Here is a 14,607-nt window from a genome sequence, read left to right on the forward strand (position 1 = left end):
CCGGCGGCCCCTCCCCGATCGATCGGGGAGGGGCCGCCGGCCTGCGAAGGTCACTTCCAGTTGTCGACGTACACGTCGCCGGGGGCGGGCCGACCCTTGCCGTCCTCGATGAGCGCCTTGAGGCTCAGCAGGAACGAGGCCCACTTGGTGGAGCAGTGGTGCATGAACTCCACCGGCTCCCTCCAGCCCTCGTGCTTGAACAGGACGACGGCCCATTCGTCCTCCTGGCGCAGGTCCCAGTGGATCCTGGTGCCGATCCACTCGGGAGTGCCGCCGACGACCTCCCAGAGGACGCGTTCGCCCGGTTCGGACTCCAGGACCTTCATGTCGAAGCCGCCCTGCGGGAAGCGGAACGCGATCTCCTCGCCCTTCCCGGTGCCGCCGGTGGTGTCCTCGGTCCACCAGCCGGTGAGGCCGTCGATGGTGGTGAGCGCCTGATACACGTCGTCGGTGGTGTGGTGCTCGACCGCGATGCGGTGCAGGATGTCGACCATTGCCTTGCTCCTTCTACTCGTCCTCTTGCCGGGTCTTCCGGTTCTTCCGGTCTTGGGTCTGCTGGATGGTCTCGGCGATGCGCTTGATGCGGTCGAGCCGCGAGTCCCAGGCGTCGCCGACGGCGCTGAGCTGGGCGACGGCGCGGGCGAGCTGCGCTTCGTCCACGCGGTAGCGGCGCTCGCGGCCGGCGGTGGCGGCGTGGACGAGGCCGACCCGGTCGAGCACGGCGAGGTGCTTGGCGACCGCCTGCCGGGTGACCGGCAGCTGCTCGGCGAGGCCGGTGGCGGTGGCCGCCCCGGCGAGGAGCAGGTCGATCATGCGGCGGCGGATCGGGTCGCCGACCGCCGACCACAGCTCGTCGTCGACCTGGGCGCTCATCGCGCGGCCTTCTCGGCGGCCGCGGGCAGGCGCGGCAGGAAGAAGTCCCAGCCCGAGACGTGGGCGGCGTGCTCCTGGGCGGCGACGGCCTCGGTCCAGCCGCGTTCGCGGAAGCCGGTCTCGGTCATGCGCAGGACGGTGCCGGCGCCTTCGGGTTCGAGTTCGAACACGACGAGGAACGAGTTCCCCTGGGCGGCGGTCTCGCCTTCGGCGTGGGTCCAGCGGAAGGAGAACAGGCGCGGCGGCTGTGCGTCGACGACGGTGAACTGCTCCCATTGGACGCTGCCGTCCTCGTTGCGGAAGCCGATGCGGCCCGCGGCGCCCGGGACCGAGCCGTACTCGGCCTCGTCGGGCCACCAGTCCTTCAGGTGCTCGGGGCTGCTGACGACGTCGAAGACGACCTCGGGGGCGGCCTCGATCCGGATCTCGCGCTCGATGCTGGCGTACTCCATGTCCCTCTCCTAACGTGCAACCTTTAGTTGCCTATGACGGTACCACCCGCGGCGAGTACGCGCAACCTTTTGTTGCAAATCAGGGACAGGGTATGAAGGACGGTTGCAAGCAACCCCTGCCGCACAGGTCATCGCGTTCACCGGGCTTCCCGGCACCGGGAAGTCGACCCTCTCCGAACGCCTCGCCCGCACCCTCCGCACGCCCGCGTTCGCCGGGGACTGGATGATGGGCGCGCTCACTCCCTACCGCATCCTCGACGACCTCGACCGCGACGCGTTCATCTCACTCCACGACCACGTCCTGGAGACCCTGATGGTGCGCCAGCTCCTGCTCGGCCAGTCCGCGATCACCGACTCGGTGCTCTCCGACGCGGTCGCGAAGCAGTGGGCCGCGATCGCCGCCGAGCACGGGGCGGCGTTCCGGGTGGTCGAGTGCGTGTGCAGCGACGTGGACCTGCACCGGTCCCGCATGGACGGCCGCGTCCGCGGCATCCCCGGCTGGCACGAGATCGACTGGGACCACGTCGAACGGCTCAAGACCTGGCTCCCGCCGCTCACCGTCGAGCGCCTCCAGGTCGACGCGGTCGACCCCGTCGAGGCCAACCTCGCGAAGGTCCTCGACTACATCTCCTGAAAGCGTGGCCCGAAAGCGGAGCCTGAATCCGCGGCCCGGCGGCTCACTTGCGCGGGTGGTCGGCCGTGCACCAGACCTCGGCGTCGGCGATGAACGCGCTCGACATCGGAGCGGCCTCGTCAACCCGCGCCGCACCCGGCAGCGGCGCCCCGCCCACCGCGATCGAACCCGCGCGGCACGGGATCCACACCGTGGACAAGAGGTGCGGGACGCCGCCGAGGTCGTAGTCGTCCTTGCGCGTCAGGTACCGCTCGATCGGGCCGGTGATCGCCACCTCCACGTCGTCGGCCGCCGCCGTGAACCCGGTCGCCAGGTCGAGCCGGAAGTCGACCGGGGCCGTGGTGGACTCGGGCTCGGACCACGGGATCTCCCCCTCGAGCCTGATGTGCCGGTTGAACTCCGCGCCGAGCCAGCGCCCCAGGTCCGGGTCGGGCCCGATGATCCGGACCCGGCCGGGCTCGGCGAGCACCAGGGCGCTCCCGCTGCCGCGCACCGACCAGTCCACGCGCCAGACCGAGGCGTACGCGACGGGCAGGCCGCCGTCGAAGAGGGTCACACAAGGGTTGGCGCCCATGAGGAGCAGGGTCATGGGGCCACCCTAGCCCGGCGCGGCGAGGTGGGGCCGCCGCCCGCGGGGCCGTGAGTATGGTGGCGCTGTGGCGAATGAATCGATGCGGCAGAACTGGACCGACGGCGCGGCGGGGTGGGTGGCGAACCAGGCGGTGTTCGACGCCGTGTTCGCGCCCGTGACGGCGGCGATCCTCGCCGCCGCGGCACTGGAGCGCGGCAGCCGGGTCCTCGACGTCGGGTGCGGGACCGGGACGCTCCTCGCCGCCGCCGTCGCCGCCGGGGCCGAACCCGTGGGGGTCGACATCTCCGAAGGCATGGCCGCCGCCGCGCGCGAACGCGTGCCCGAGGCGGGCGTGCTCGTGGCCGACGCCCAGACCGCCGACCTCCGCGGCGACGGGCCCGCCTTCGACCGGGTCGTCTCCCGCTTCGGCGTCATGTTCTTCGAGGACCCGCGGGCGGCGTTCGCGAACCTCCGCCGCGCCGCCGCCCCCGGCGCGCGCCTGGTCTTCGCCTGCTGGCGGGGCCTGGACGAGAACCCGATGTTCAGCCTCGGCTCGGGGCTCCTCGCCGACCGGCTCGACCCACGGCCCGAACCGTCCGCGCCCGGCGCGCCCGGACCGGACGCGTTCGCCGACCCCGAGCGCCTGCACAAACTGCTCGACGGGGCCGGATGGGACGGGATCCGGATCGACCCGCTCGACTTCACGTGCGACTACGGCTTCGACGGCACCGACGGCGTCGAGGAGCGGCTGACCCAGATCCGCGCCGGCGGCGTCGGCCGCCTCGCGGAGGCGCAGCTGGTCCCCCGCATCGGGACCGACGGGTGGGAGGCGGTCCTGGACGAGGTCCGCCGCGAGCTGCGGGGCCGCCTCGTGGACGGCGTCCTGCGCTTCCCCGGCGCGGTCTGGCTGGTCAGCGCCGCGAATGCTGCCGCGAACCCCGCCGCCGGCCCCGCCGCAAACGCCGCCTGACCCGTGCGACCCCTCGCCACCGCCCCCGCGACGGCCCCGACGCGCCGCGCCGTCTGGACCGCCGTCGCCGCGCTCGTCGGCGCGACCCTGTTCTGGGCCGGGAACTACATCGTCGGCCAGCGCGCGGTCGAGACCATCGACCCGGTCAGCCTGGTCCTGCTGCGCTGGGCGCTCGCGCTCGTGCCGCTCGCGGTCATCGCGCAGCTCGTGGAGCGGCCGCGCTGGCGCGAGGTGGCGCGGGCGTGGCCGTGGCTGCTCGCGTTGAGCGCCTTCGGAATCCTCGGCTACAACCTGTTCCTGTACGCGGCGCTGGAGCACACCGACGCGTTCAGCGCCTCGCTCGTCAACGCGTTCAACCCGGCCCTCATCACACTCGCGGCGGCGGTGTTCCTGCGCGAGCGGCTGACGCCGCTGGCGGTCGGCGGGGTGCTCATCGCGCTGGCCGGGGTCCTGGTGGTCCTCGGCGACGGGGACCTCGGGTCCCTGTTCACGGGCGGGTTCGGGGTGGGCGAACTGCTCATGGTCGGGGCGATCGGAGCGTGGACGGCGTACACGGTGGCGGGCCGGCGGGGGCCGCGGCTGCCGCCGGTGACCTCGACGGCGGTGCAGGCCGCGGTGGCGGTGGTCGTGCTGGTGCCGTTCAGTCTCGCCGCGGGCGGACCGGCGCTGCCGGCGTCGGGGGCGGCGCTCGGGTCGCTGCTGTTCATCGCGGTGTTCCCGTCGGTGCTGTCGTACCTGCTGTGGAACCACGCGCTGACGGCGATCCCGCCGGGGCGGGCGGGGGTGTTCCTCAACCTCATCACGGTGTTCACGGCGGTGTTCACGATCCTCGCCGGCCAGCCGTGGACGGCGGCCCAGGTGGCCGGCGGAGCGATCGTCATCGGCGGCGTAGTGCTCACGAACGCCGGGGCCTTCCGCCGGGCTACTCCGGAGCGCCGGGCATCTGCGACGGGTCGTACGACATGAGCTCCCAGCAGTGGCCGTCCGGGTCGTCCACGGCGCGGTTGTAGAGCCAGCCCATGTCCTGCGCGGGCCGAGGCTCGGTGCCTCCGGCGGCGAGGGCGGCCTCGACCAGGCGGTCGACCTCGTCCTTGGCTTCGGCGGCGAGGGCGTTGATGGCCTCGATGGGGCCGTTGGCGATCTCGCGCTTGGTGAACCCGGAGAACTGCTCGCGGGTCATGAGCTGGACGGCGATGAGGTCGCTCAGGAGGATCTGGGCGGAGGTCTCGTCGGTGAACTGCGGGTTGAGGGTGCCGCCGAGGGCGAGGTAGAAGGCCTTGGCGGCCTCCAGGTCGGCGACGGGAAGGTTGATGTAGATCTGGGTGAAGGCCATCGGGGTCTCCTCGGTTCGAGCGGCCGGTCGTTCCGGCCTGGTTCGAATCTAAGGCTTGACCTCGGCGTCGGTCTTGTACAGAAGCGACAGCATCTCGTCGGGGGCGGGTTTCTGGAGCTGGGTGGCCTTGCGTCCGACGAAGCGGGCCATGGACCGGGCGAGGTGGGGCTGGTCGTGGTAGCCGACGAGGTGCACGACGTCGGCGGCGGCGCGGCCTTCCCGCAGGAGCATGGCGGTCTGCCTGGCGCGCTCGATCTGGCGGATGGCGCCCTGGGTGAGGCCGGTCGCGGCGGCGACGCGCCGCTGGACGGACCTGGGGGTGACGAGCAGGGGGGTGTCGCCGGCGAGGACGTCGGCGACGAGGGGGTCCCGTACGAGGAGCCCGGCGCGCACGAGGCGGTCGACGAAGGTCTCGGCGTTCCCGTAGGCGGGGATCTCCCATTCGTCGCCGGCGAGGACGAAGGTGCGCGCGGTGGTGCGGGGGCTGCGCACGGCGGTGTCGACCAGGTCGGCGACGGGGAGGTTGCGCAGGTGGGCGCCGTGGCGGAAGACGACGCCGAACGCGCCGTCCATCCGGCCGCCCATCGGGACGACCGTCGGGCGCGTCTCGGGGCCGCGCACGGAGACGTTGGTGACGCCCTCGGCGGTCCAGGCGATGAGCTCCCAGTTGGAGTTGGCGACGGAGACCATGCGCTCGGGCGCGGCGCCGTCCCCGCCCTCCTCGACCCGGTAGACGCGCTCGACGTACGGGGAGTCGGAGGGCCGGTGCTCCAGGCCGGGGAGGTCGCCGGTGGATACGTGGGCCACGCCGCCGATGATACCGGCGCGGGCTAGGCGGCGGCCTCGATGCGGCTGGCGGCGGTCCAGTCGAGGAGCCACTGCGGCAGCGCGGCCTCGGGGAACCCGCCCGCGACCTGCGCGAGTTCGTCGTGTTCGACCGAGCCGCCGCCGCGCTTGAGGAACCGGGTGCGCACGTGCGCCTGCGCGTACACGGTGGCGCCAGCGCGGAACGTCTGCTCGATGTACCCCCACCGGTCGTCGAACCCGAGGACGCGGGTGTGGACCTCGAACCGCTGCCACGGCTGGAGGGACTTGCGGTAGGTGATGGTCTGCCCGGCGACGACCGGGTACCAGCCGGCCCGCTGCATCTTCTTGAGGAACCCGGAGCGGAGCATGAGGTCCATGCGGCCGACGTCCATCACGGTGAGGTACTTCCCGTTGGTCATGTGCCCCAGGGGGTCGAGATCGGTCGGCACCACCCGGAACGGCGTGACGGCCGTGTCCCACAGCCCGACCGGCCCCCGCCTGCGCGCCCGGAGCCACAGCCCCAGCAACCGGAAGTACATGTTCATGAGCCCACCGCCGGACGTCGGATCCAAAGAAGTTACCCGACAGTAGCAAACGCGGCGGTCGCGCACCACCCGCGGCCGCATCCGGAAGGGGGCGTCCGCGCCTCCCCCGCTCAGCCGATCGCGTCGCCCCAGGTGGTGGACTCGCCCGCGGGGGCGATGCGCTGCGGGACGTTCCAGGGGTTGGCGTCGAGCAGGGCCGGCGGGAGGGCGTCGTCGGGGGCGTTCTGGTAGGCGACGGCGCGCACGAAGCGGGCGATGGCGGCGGTGCCGACGCTGGTGCCGCCGAGGGTCGTGGCGGGCCAGGGGCCGCCGTGCCGCATCGCGGGGGTGACGGCGACGCCGGTGGGCCAGCCGTCGAAGAGGACCCGGCCCGCGCGGCGGGCGGCGGCGCGGACGAGCGGCGCGACGTCGTCGCCGTCGGCGCGGTGGACCGCGACGGTGAGCTCGCCTTCGAACAGCGTCTCCAGGAGTTCGGCGTAGTCGGTGCCCGCGGGCGACTCGACCAGGATCGTGATGGGGCCGAAGCACTCGTCGAGGAGCGCGTCCGGGTGCGGTCGGAAGACGTCGAGGCGGACGGCGGCGATCGTGGGCGTCACCCAGCCCTGGCCGTCCTCGTCGGTGCGGACCGTGCCGGGGGCGATGAGGCGCACGCCCGCGGCGGAGAGGATCGCCGCGCGCCGCTCGGTGTAGTTCGCGGCGATGCGCGGGTCGAGCATCCGGTGCTCCCCGATCGCCGCGGCGGCGGCGATGGCCTCGTCCAGGCCGTGGTCGTCCGGGAGGAACACCAGGCCGGGCTTGGTGCAGAGCTGCCCGGCCGAGCCGCCGACGCTCGCGGCGAGGCCCGCCGCGAACTCGGGGCCGCGCGCCGCGATGGCGGCGGGGGTCGCGAAGACGGGGTTGACGCTGCCGAGTTCGCCGTAGAACGGGATCGGCGCCGGGCGGGCGGCGGCGATGTCGGCGAGGAAGCGGCCCCCGCGCAGGGACCCGGTGAAGGACGCGGCCTTGATCAAGGGGTGCTTGAGCATCGCGACGCCTTCGTCCACGCCTTCGATGAGCTGCAACGTGCCCGCGGGCAGTCCGGCGCCTTCGAGGGCTGCGGCGGCGAGCGCGGCGGTGCGGGCGGCGAGGCGCGGATGGCCCGGGTGGGCCTTGACGATCACCGGGTTGCCGGCGGCGAGGGCGGCGGCGGTGTCGCCGCCCGCGACGGAGAACGCGAACGGGAAGTTGCCCGCGGCGAAGTTGAGGACCGGCCCGATCGGCTCGTTGCCGCTGCGCACGTCCGGCCTGGGGCCGAGCGCGAAGTCGGGGTCGGCGCGGTCGATCCTGACGTCGAGGTAGGCGCCGTCGACCACGGTCTCGGCGAAGAGCCGCAGCTGGACGGCGGTGCGCTTCAGCTCGCCGCGCAGGCGCGCCTCGGCGAGGCCGGTCTCCTCCATGCCGAGGGCCACCAGTTCGTCGGCGTGCGCGGGGAGCGCGTCGGCGACGGCGACGAGGGCCTTGGCGCGCACGGCCGGTGCGGTGTCGGCGAGGGCGCGGGCGGCCGTGTCGGCGGTCTGCGCGGTGGTGTCGATCGGGTGCGACTGCGTTGTCATCAGGGCTCCTAGAACTGGAATCCGGTCGGGAACGGGTCGGTCGGGTCGAGCGTGTACTGGGCGGTGCCGGTGACCCAGGCGCGGCCGGTGACCGTCGGGATCACGGCGGGCCGGCCGCCCACGGTGGTCTCGGCGATGAGCCGCCCGACGAAGCGCGAGCCGATGAACGACTCGTTCACGAAGTCGGTGTCCAGGGCGAGCTCCCCGCGCGCCCACAGCTCGGCCATCCGCGCGGAGGTGCCGGTGCCGCAAGGGGACCGGTCGAACCAGCCGGGGTGGATCGCCATGGCGTGCCGCGAGTGCTTCGCGTCGGAGCCGGGCGCGATGAACTCGACGTGGTGGCAGTGGTCGAGCCCGGCGATGTGCGGGTGCACCGGCGCCGCGGTCGCGTTGATCGCGTCCATGATCGCGAGCCCGGCGGCCAGGATGTCCTGCTGGCGGGCGCGGTCGAAGGGCAGGCCCACGGCGTCGAGGTCGACCATGGCGTAGAAGTTGCCGCCGAAGGCCATCGAGTACGGGACGGTGCCGTAGCCGGGGACCTCGACGGCGGTGTCGAGGGCGTCCACGTAGCTGGGGACGTTCTCGATGGTGACCGACTCGGCGCGCCCGTCCTTCACCGCGACGCGCGCGGTCACGGGCCCGGCCGGGGTGTCGAGGCGGATCTCGGTGACCGGCTCGACCACGTCGACCATGCCGGTCTCGACCAGGACGGTGGCGACGCCGATCGTCCCGTGCCCGCACATCGGCAGGCACCCGGAGACCTCGATGTAGACCACGCCCCAGTCGCAGTCGGGCCGCGTCGGGGGCTGGAGGATCGCGCCGCTCATCGCGGCGTGGCCGCGCGGCTCGTTCATGAGGAACAGCCGCAGGTCGTCCAGGTGCTCGATGAAGTGGAGGCGCTTGTCGTTCATGGTGGCGCCGGGGATGACGCCGACGCCGCCGGTGACCACGCGGGTCGGCATGCCCTCGGTGTGCGAGTCGACGGCGCTGATGAGCCGGTTCGTTCTCATGTTCATCCTTCCGCTGGGCGCCCTGCACGGCGGTGCCACCGTACAGGGCGGGGCGCTATCGGGCCGCCGCGAAGTCCAGGGCGCGGCGGGTGTCGCGGACGACCTGCTCGCGGTGGGCCGCCGAGAGGGGGCCGCGCGGCGGGCGGGTGGGGCCGCCGTAGCTGTGGCCGGCGATGTCCATGGAGAGCTTGATGGCCTGCACGAACTCGGTCTTGGAATCCCAGCGGAACACCGGCACGAGCCCGCTGTAGAGGTGGCGGGCCTCCTCGATACGGCCTTCCCGCACGAGGGTGTAGATCTCGACGGCCTCCTTGGGGAAGGCGTTGGGGTAGCCGGCGAACCAGCCGGTGGCGCCCACGACGAGGGACTCGAACAGGAGGTCGTCGGCGCCGGCGATGACGTCGATGCCGCAGCGCTCCTTGATCTCCAGGACCCGGCGGATGTCGGTGGAGAACTCCTTGATCGCGACGACGTTCTCGAGTTCGTAGAGCTCGGCGACGAGGTCGGGCACGAGGTCGACCTTGGTGTCGATCGGGTTGTTGTACATCATGATCGGCAGGCCGACCTCGTTCACGCGAGAGTAATGCTCCAGGACCTCGCCGCGGTTGGCGCGGTAGATGGTGGGCGGCAGGAGGAGCACGCCGTCGGCACCGTCCTCTTTGGCGTACTCGGCCCACTGGACGGCCTGGTGCCAGCCGACGCCGTGGACGCCGGCGACCACGAGGCCGCGGTCCCCCACGGTCTCGACGGCGACCTGCACGACCTTGCGGCGCTCCTCGTCGGTGAGGGAGGAGTACTCGCCGAGCGAGCCGTTGGGGCCGACGCCGCGGCAGCCGTTCCGGATGAGGAAGTCGCAGTGCTCGGCGAACCTGTCGTAGTCGACCGCGAGGCCGCCGGGCGCCTTCGGGTCCTCCTTGAACGCCAGGGTCGTGGCGACGACGACGCCGCCGAGGTCGAAGGCGGCGCTGTCGAAGGTGGCGCTGTCGAAGGCGGCGCTGCCGGAGTGCTTGTCAGACATGGGTGTCCTTCCCAAGGATGGTGGCGAGCCCGGCGAGGTCGCCGAGTCGGATGGGTGCGGCCAGGGGCCGCCGGTCGGTGGTGTCCTCGGCGCGGGCGCCGCCCGCTCCGGTGAGGTCTTCCAAGGTGCGCCCGCACATGCGGGCCTGGCAGATGCCGAGCCCGGCCCGGGTCGTGAGCTTCACGGAGCGCACGGAGGTCTGGTCCGTCGCCGCGGCCGTGTCGCGGAGGCGCCCGTACGGGACCTCCTCGCAGCGGCAGACGACGGTGTCCTCGCGCAGCCACGAGGTCCACCCCGGCCGGATGCCGTGGGCGGCCTCGATGCGCCGCGCGAAATCGGTGGTGCCGCGGCGGCGGCGCAGGTCGGCGGGGTCCGCTTCGCGCCCGGCGGCGCTGCTTCCGGCGACGCGGCCTTCCACGAGGGCGGCGTCGACGCCGCCGATGCCGGTGATCTCCCCTGCGGCCCAGACGTTCGGGACGCTGGTGCGCTGCTCGGCGTCGACCTCGACGAAGCGGTCGGGGCCGATCGCGCACCCGGCGGCGATCGGGAGTTCGAGGCGCGGGGTGAAGCCGTGCGAGACGCACACGGCGTCGGCGGCGATGGTCCGCTCAGTGCCGGCGATCGGGGCCCAGTCCGCGTCGAGGCGGGCGGTGACGACCTCTTCTACGTGGTCGTTCCCGCGGGCCTCGACCACGGCGCGGCCGAGGCGGTAGGGGATGCGGCGGGCCAGGTGGTGTGTCACATATCCCGCGAGTTCGGGGCCCTTGTGCGAGGCGGAGAGGAGCTGCCAGGGCCGCGGCAGCCACCCCTTCGCCAGCGCGGCGGGGCGGGCGGCCTCGTAGACGCCGATGACGTGTGCGCCTGCGGCCGTGAGCGACTGGGCCACGGGCAGCAGGAACGGCCCGGCCCCGGCGACCACGGCGCGGCGTCCGACGGCGATCCGCTCGCCTTTCGCGAGCGCCTGGGCGGCCCCGGCGGTGAAGACGCCGGGAAGGTGCCAGCCGGGGAAGGGGAGCGTGCGGTCGTGGGCGCCGGTGGCGAGCACGAGCGCGTCGGCGGTGAGGGTGCGGGCCTCGCGCTTCCCCGCGTCGGCGGGGCCGATGAGCACGTGGACGCGGACGGGGGCGGTCCGCTCGATCGCCCAGACCTGGGCCTCGGTGACGACCTCGACCGCCTGGCCGTCGGCGGCATCGTCGCGGAGCCGGTCACACAGGTGTTCGAACGTGGACCAGCCGTGGTGCAGTCGCGACTCGCGGCCGCTCGGGCGCTGCGGCGGCAGGTGCCGCCAGTACTGGCCGCCGAGGCCGTCGCCGGAGTCGAGGATCGTGACCCGGGCGCCCGCGTCGCGGGCGGCGACCGCGGCCGACAGCCCGGCGGGGCCCGCGCCGATGACGAGGACGTGATTCACCGGGCCTCCCGGATGGTGTCGTCCTGGGTCGTGACCGCGTCGCCCTCTTGGGCGCGGCGCATGCACAGGCGCACGTCGGATTCGCCGTTCACGGTGGCGATGCAGTCGAAGCACACGCCGATGCCGCAGAAGACGCCGCGCGGGCCGCCCGCGGTGGTGGTGCGCCAGGCGGTGCGGTCCTGCGCCAGCAGCACTCCGGCGAGGGACTGGCCTTGCAGCCCTGCGACTTCCTGACCGTCCACAGTGATGTGTACCGGTTGCGGAGGTTCGGGCCGGATCGGGTCGGTCCGCCAGGGGACGATGCCGCTCATGCGGTGCCTCCCTTCAGTGCGGTGTCGGTCGGTGCAGTGTCAATCGGTGTGCTCTCAGTCGGCCTGGTCTCGGCCAGTGCGGTCCCAGTCGGTGCCGTCTCGGGTTTGAGGTGGGCGGCCAAGGTGGGGCGGGAGGGCAGGAACGGGGCCGGGTCGAGGGCGGGTTCGGCGCCGGTGAGCTGCGCGCACAGGAGGTCGCCGGTGACGCCCGCGAGGCCGATGCCGGCGCCTTCGTGGCCGGTGGCGTACCAGAGGCCGGGGCGGCGGTGGTCCTCGCCGATGACCGGGAGGTGGTCGGGCATGTAGGGGCGGAAGCCGCCGTAGGCGCGGATCACGGGCGTGCCCTCCAGGAACGGGAACAGGCGCAGCGCCCGCTGCGCGACCTGCGCCAGGACCTCGACGCGGAGCCGGTCGTCGAAGCCGATCTGCTGGCGGCTCGATCCGATGAGCACGGTCCCGCCGGGGGTCGACTCGACCACGCTCGACGTCTGGAGGTCGGCGTCTGCCGACTGGGTGGCGCCGAAGTAGTCGCCGTCGTAGACCTTGTGGAACACGCGCTGGGGCATGCGGGAGGTCACCAGGACCATGCCGCGGCGGGGGCGCACGGGCAGGTCGGCGCCGAGGGCGTCGGCGACCGCGCCGGACCAGGGCCCGGCCGCGACCACGACGGTGTCGGTGCCGATGGTTCCGGAGGAGGTGCGGACGCCGGTGATCCTGTCGCCGGCGCGTTCGAGGCCGACCACTTCCTGGCCGGACAGGATCCGCACCCCGGCGAGGCGCGCGGAGGCGAGGAGGGCTTCGGTGGCGACGACCGGTTGGAGCTGGGCGTCCTGCGGATAGTGGACGGCGGCGGTGATGGCCGGGTTGAGATGCGGCTCAAGCGAAAGCGCTTCGGCGGGGCTCAGGTGCTCGACCTCCACCCCGACCGCCGCCTGGCTGCGCGCGAACGCCCGCAGCGGCTCCGCACCCGCCTCGGTGGTGGCGACGACGATGCCGCCCTTGCGGTCGTACTCGATGTCCGGGAACCCGGCCGCGACGACGGTAGCCGCCGGGCTCGCGGTTCCGGATCTCGATGGCGTGATCCCCGCGGGCGTGGGGCTGGCAGGGGCAGTCTGCCCCGCGCCGGTCTCGGCCCCGGATCGCAGGTCGGCAGGTGCGGCGGTCGATCGCGTGATCGCCCCGGATGTGCGGCCGGCAGGGTCGGCCTGCCCCGCGCCGGTCTCGGCCCCGGATTGGAAGTCGGCAGGCGCGGCGGTCGACCGCGTGATCGCCCCGGATGTGCGGCCGGCAGGGTCGGCCTGCCCCGCGCCGGTCTCGGCCCCGGATTGGAAGTCGGCAGGCGCGGCGGTCGACCGCGTGATCGCCCCGGATGTGCGGCCGGCAGGGTCGGTCTGGCTCGCGCCGGTATCAACTGATCGCAGATCCGCGGATCCGGAACTCGATCGCGTGATCGCCCCGGTCGTGCGACCGTCAGCGGCGGGCCGCCCCGCGCCGGGATCGGCAGATCGCAAGTCGGCGGCTCCCGCGCTCGATCTCGTGATCGGCCCGGAGGTGCGGCTGGCAGGTGTGGCCTGCCCTGCACCGAGATCGGCGGATGCGACAGCCGACGCATTGTGGCGCATCGAAACACGCGAGGCGCCGGTTTGGTTCGTGCCCAGCTCGTCGGCGAGTTCTGCGGCGAGGACGGGCCAGTGGGCGGAGGCGAGGAGGGCGAGGTCGAGTTCGGGGCCGGGGGCCTTGTCCGAGACCAGGAGGTTGCCTTCGCCGCGGGCGCTGGTGGCGCTGGCGGGGGCCGCACGGTCCACGATCACGACGCTCATCCCCGCACGCGCCAGCGCGCGAGCGCACGCGGCCCCGATGATGCCGGCGCCGATGACCACGACGTCTGCGTTCACATTCCCCTCCTCTCAGTAGGTGTCTCCCGATCAGCCGGCCGGCCGATCGGTCGAAATGCTCGTCGGTCTTCCCCCGTGCCACCGCACCGACCGGCAAGCCGGTCGGTCGCGCACGGTCTTCGCTCCCGCCTTCGGATCGGCCGGCTTGCCGATCGCCCGCGGTCTTCCGTCTTCACTCCTGCCGCCAGATCGGCCTGGTTACCCCGGTCCCACCTGATCGGCCTCGTTACCCCGGTCCCGCCTGATCGGCCGGTCTCGCCGATCCCGCCTGATCGGCCGGCTTCGCCGGTCGCTCGGGCGGACCTCGGTCCGCTGCGGCAGTCGGTTCGGCCGATGGGTTCGGCCGGTCTCGGTGCCGCTGGATCGTTCCGGTTCGCGAACTCGATCCGCTCTGTAATATGTCACATATTTCTATCGCGCCGGGTGGTCCTGTCTCTACCACCCTGCGTGTACGTGCGTTGGCCGACAGGCGAACGGCTCAATCCGCCGCGGATTCCTCCGTCTTGCCCGCCCACCAGCCGATGGCGTGGCGAATGTGCTGGCGCATGAGGTCCGCGGCCGCGTCGGCGTCGCCCCCGGCGAGGTGGTCGAGGAGGCCGTGGTGCTCGGCGGCCGAGACGTCGAGCATGCTCGTCTCCACCAGCGACACCAACCCGACCAGGCGGGTCCGCGCCCGCAGCTCGGCGATCGTCTCGACCAGGACCGGGTTGCCGAGCAGCGCGGTGAGTTCGAGGTGGAAGCGCTGGTCGGCGAGCAGGTACGCGGTGAGGTCGCCGGAGCGCGCGCCCGCGACGATGTCGTCGGCCTGCGCCCGCAGCGCCTTGAGCCGGTCGGCGGGGAACGCCTCGGCGAGGCGCGCCATCGCGGGCGGCTCCAGCAGCAGCCGGATCTCGACGATGTCGTGGAGGAGGTCGTCGCTGACGGCCGTCACCCGGAAGCCCTTGTTGCGCACCGGCTCCACGAACCCGCGCTTCTCCAGGTCGAGGATCGCCTCGCGCACCGGGGTCGCCGACACGGCGAACTGCTCGGCCAGCCGCGGCACCGTCAGGAGCGCGCCCGGGGCGAGTTCGCCGGAGATGATCGCGAGCGACAGCGTCCGCTCCACGCGCACCCGCAGGCTCTCGCCCGGTTCGAGTCGATTGTCAGAGGTCAACATGCTGCTCCAGCTTCCCGTTCGCGCGGCCCCGG

General features: G+C 73.1%; 17 protein-coding genes. 3 read left to right on the forward strand and 14 right to left on the reverse strand.

Annotation, left to right across the window (positions count from 1 at the left end):
* Window positions 1-50: 50 nt before the first annotated feature.
* The 3 genes from BLS99_RS13250 to BLS99_RS13260 are packed head-to-tail and all read right to left on the reverse strand — an operon-like array spanning window position 51 to window position 1,325.
* Window positions 51-494 (reverse strand): SRPBCC family protein, encoded by a 444-nt coding sequence (locus tag BLS99_RS13250; protein WP_091050166.1) that lies wholly within the window; start codon window positions 492-494, stop codon window positions 51-53.
* A gap of 13 nt (window positions 495-507) precedes the next feature.
* The gene (locus BLS99_RS13255; protein WP_091050169.1) at window positions 508-873 is read right to left on the reverse strand and encodes an ArsR/SmtB family transcription factor; all 366 of its coding nucleotides are present in this window, start codon (window positions 871-873) and stop codon (window positions 508-510) included.
* Window positions 870-1,325, reverse strand: coding sequence for an SRPBCC domain-containing protein (locus BLS99_RS13260; protein WP_091050172.1), 456 nt, complete (start codon window positions 1,323-1,325; stop codon window positions 870-872). Before BLS99_RS13260 ends, BLS99_RS13255 begins: the two co-directional genes overlap by 4 nt.
* Window positions 1,326-1,428: 103 nt before the next feature.
* On the opposite strand from BLS99_RS13260, the gene BLS99_RS13265 reads away from it, so the two are divergent.
* Window positions 1,429-1,959, forward strand: coding sequence for a P-loop nucleotide/nucleoside kinase family protein (locus BLS99_RS13265; RefSeq protein ID WP_091050176.1), 531 nt, complete (start codon window positions 1,429-1,431; stop codon window positions 1,957-1,959).
* A 43-nt stretch (window positions 1,960-2,002) separates the two neighbouring features.
* Here the strand turns inward: BLS99_RS13265 and BLS99_RS13270 are convergent, their stop codons facing one another.
* Entirely contained in the window at window positions 2,003-2,548 is a 546-nt protein-coding gene (locus BLS99_RS13270; protein WP_143034788.1) for a hypothetical protein, read from the reverse strand.
* Between the two features lie 67 nt (window positions 2,549-2,615).
* Between BLS99_RS13270 and BLS99_RS13275 the strand changes: the two genes are divergently transcribed.
* Complete coding sequence (locus BLS99_RS13275; RefSeq protein WP_218126473.1) at window positions 2,616-3,500, forward strand: class I SAM-dependent methyltransferase; 885 nt, start codon at window positions 2,616-2,618, stop codon at window positions 3,498-3,500.
* Between the two features lie 3 nt (window positions 3,501-3,503).
* Window positions 3,504-4,466, forward strand: coding sequence for a DMT family transporter (locus BLS99_RS13280; RefSeq protein WP_091050186.1), 963 nt, complete (start codon window positions 3,504-3,506; stop codon window positions 4,464-4,466).
* On the opposite strand, the gene BLS99_RS13285 is transcribed toward BLS99_RS13280, so the two are convergent.
* The 10 genes from BLS99_RS13285 to BLS99_RS13330 form a co-directional block, all read right to left on the reverse strand.
* The gene (locus BLS99_RS13285; protein ID WP_091050189.1) at window positions 4,423-4,833 is read right to left on the reverse strand and encodes a VOC family protein; all 411 of its coding nucleotides are present in this window, start codon (window positions 4,831-4,833) and stop codon (window positions 4,423-4,425) included. The genes BLS99_RS13280 and BLS99_RS13285 overlap by 44 nt on opposite strands.
* Window positions 4,834-4,881: 48 nt before the next feature.
* On the reverse strand, window positions 4,882-5,640 hold the full coding sequence (locus BLS99_RS13290; RefSeq protein ID WP_176953351.1) for a helix-turn-helix domain-containing protein: 759 nt from the start codon (window positions 5,638-5,640) through the stop codon (window positions 4,882-4,884).
* A 23-nt stretch (window positions 5,641-5,663) separates the two neighbouring features.
* Window positions 5,664-6,185 (reverse strand): acyl-CoA thioesterase, encoded by a 522-nt coding sequence (locus BLS99_RS13295; protein WP_091050192.1) that lies wholly within the window; start codon window positions 6,183-6,185, stop codon window positions 5,664-5,666.
* Window positions 6,186-6,295: 110 nt separating this feature from the next.
* On the reverse strand, window positions 6,296-7,777 hold the full coding sequence (locus BLS99_RS13300; protein ID WP_091050195.1) for an aldehyde dehydrogenase family protein: 1,482 nt from the start codon (window positions 7,775-7,777) through the stop codon (window positions 6,296-6,298).
* A gap of 8 nt (window positions 7,778-7,785) precedes the next feature.
* A complete protein-coding gene (locus BLS99_RS13305) occupies window positions 7,786-8,787 on the reverse strand; it encodes a proline racemase family protein (RefSeq protein WP_091050198.1) in 1,002 nt (333 codons plus the stop codon).
* A gap of 55 nt (window positions 8,788-8,842) precedes the next feature.
* Window positions 8,843-9,805, reverse strand: a complete 963-nt coding sequence (locus BLS99_RS13310; protein ID WP_091050202.1) for a dihydrodipicolinate synthase family protein — start codon at window positions 9,803-9,805, stop codon at window positions 8,843-8,845.
* Window positions 9,798-11,213: an FAD-dependent oxidoreductase gene (locus BLS99_RS13315; RefSeq protein WP_218126474.1), complete on the reverse strand. Its 1,416-nt coding sequence runs from the start codon at window positions 11,211-11,213 to the stop codon at window positions 9,798-9,800. Before BLS99_RS13315 ends, BLS99_RS13310 begins: the two co-directional genes overlap by 8 nt.
* Window positions 11,210-11,524 carry a (2Fe-2S)-binding protein gene (locus BLS99_RS26615; protein WP_218126475.1) on the reverse strand — a complete coding sequence of 105 codons (315 nt, stop codon included), beginning with the start codon at window positions 11,522-11,524 and terminating at the stop codon, window positions 11,210-11,212. The genes BLS99_RS13315 and BLS99_RS26615 overlap by 4 nt, the downstream gene beginning before the upstream one ends.
* Window positions 11,521-13,419 (reverse strand): FAD-dependent oxidoreductase, encoded by a 1,899-nt coding sequence (locus tag BLS99_RS26620; RefSeq protein ID WP_218126476.1) that lies wholly within the window; start codon window positions 13,417-13,419, stop codon window positions 11,521-11,523. Before BLS99_RS26620 ends, BLS99_RS26615 begins: the two co-directional genes overlap by 4 nt.
* Before the next feature lie 478 nt (window positions 13,420-13,897).
* Window positions 13,898-14,575: a GntR family transcriptional regulator gene (locus tag BLS99_RS13330; protein WP_091050209.1), complete on the reverse strand. Its 678-nt coding sequence runs from the start codon at window positions 14,573-14,575 to the stop codon at window positions 13,898-13,900.
* Window positions 14,576-14,607: the final 32 nt, after the last annotated feature.

The sequence above is a fragment of the Glycomyces sambucus genome (assembly GCF_900102815.1).
Classification (GTDB): domain Bacteria; phylum Actinomycetota; class Actinomycetes; order Mycobacteriales; family Micromonosporaceae; genus Glycomyces; species Glycomyces sambucus.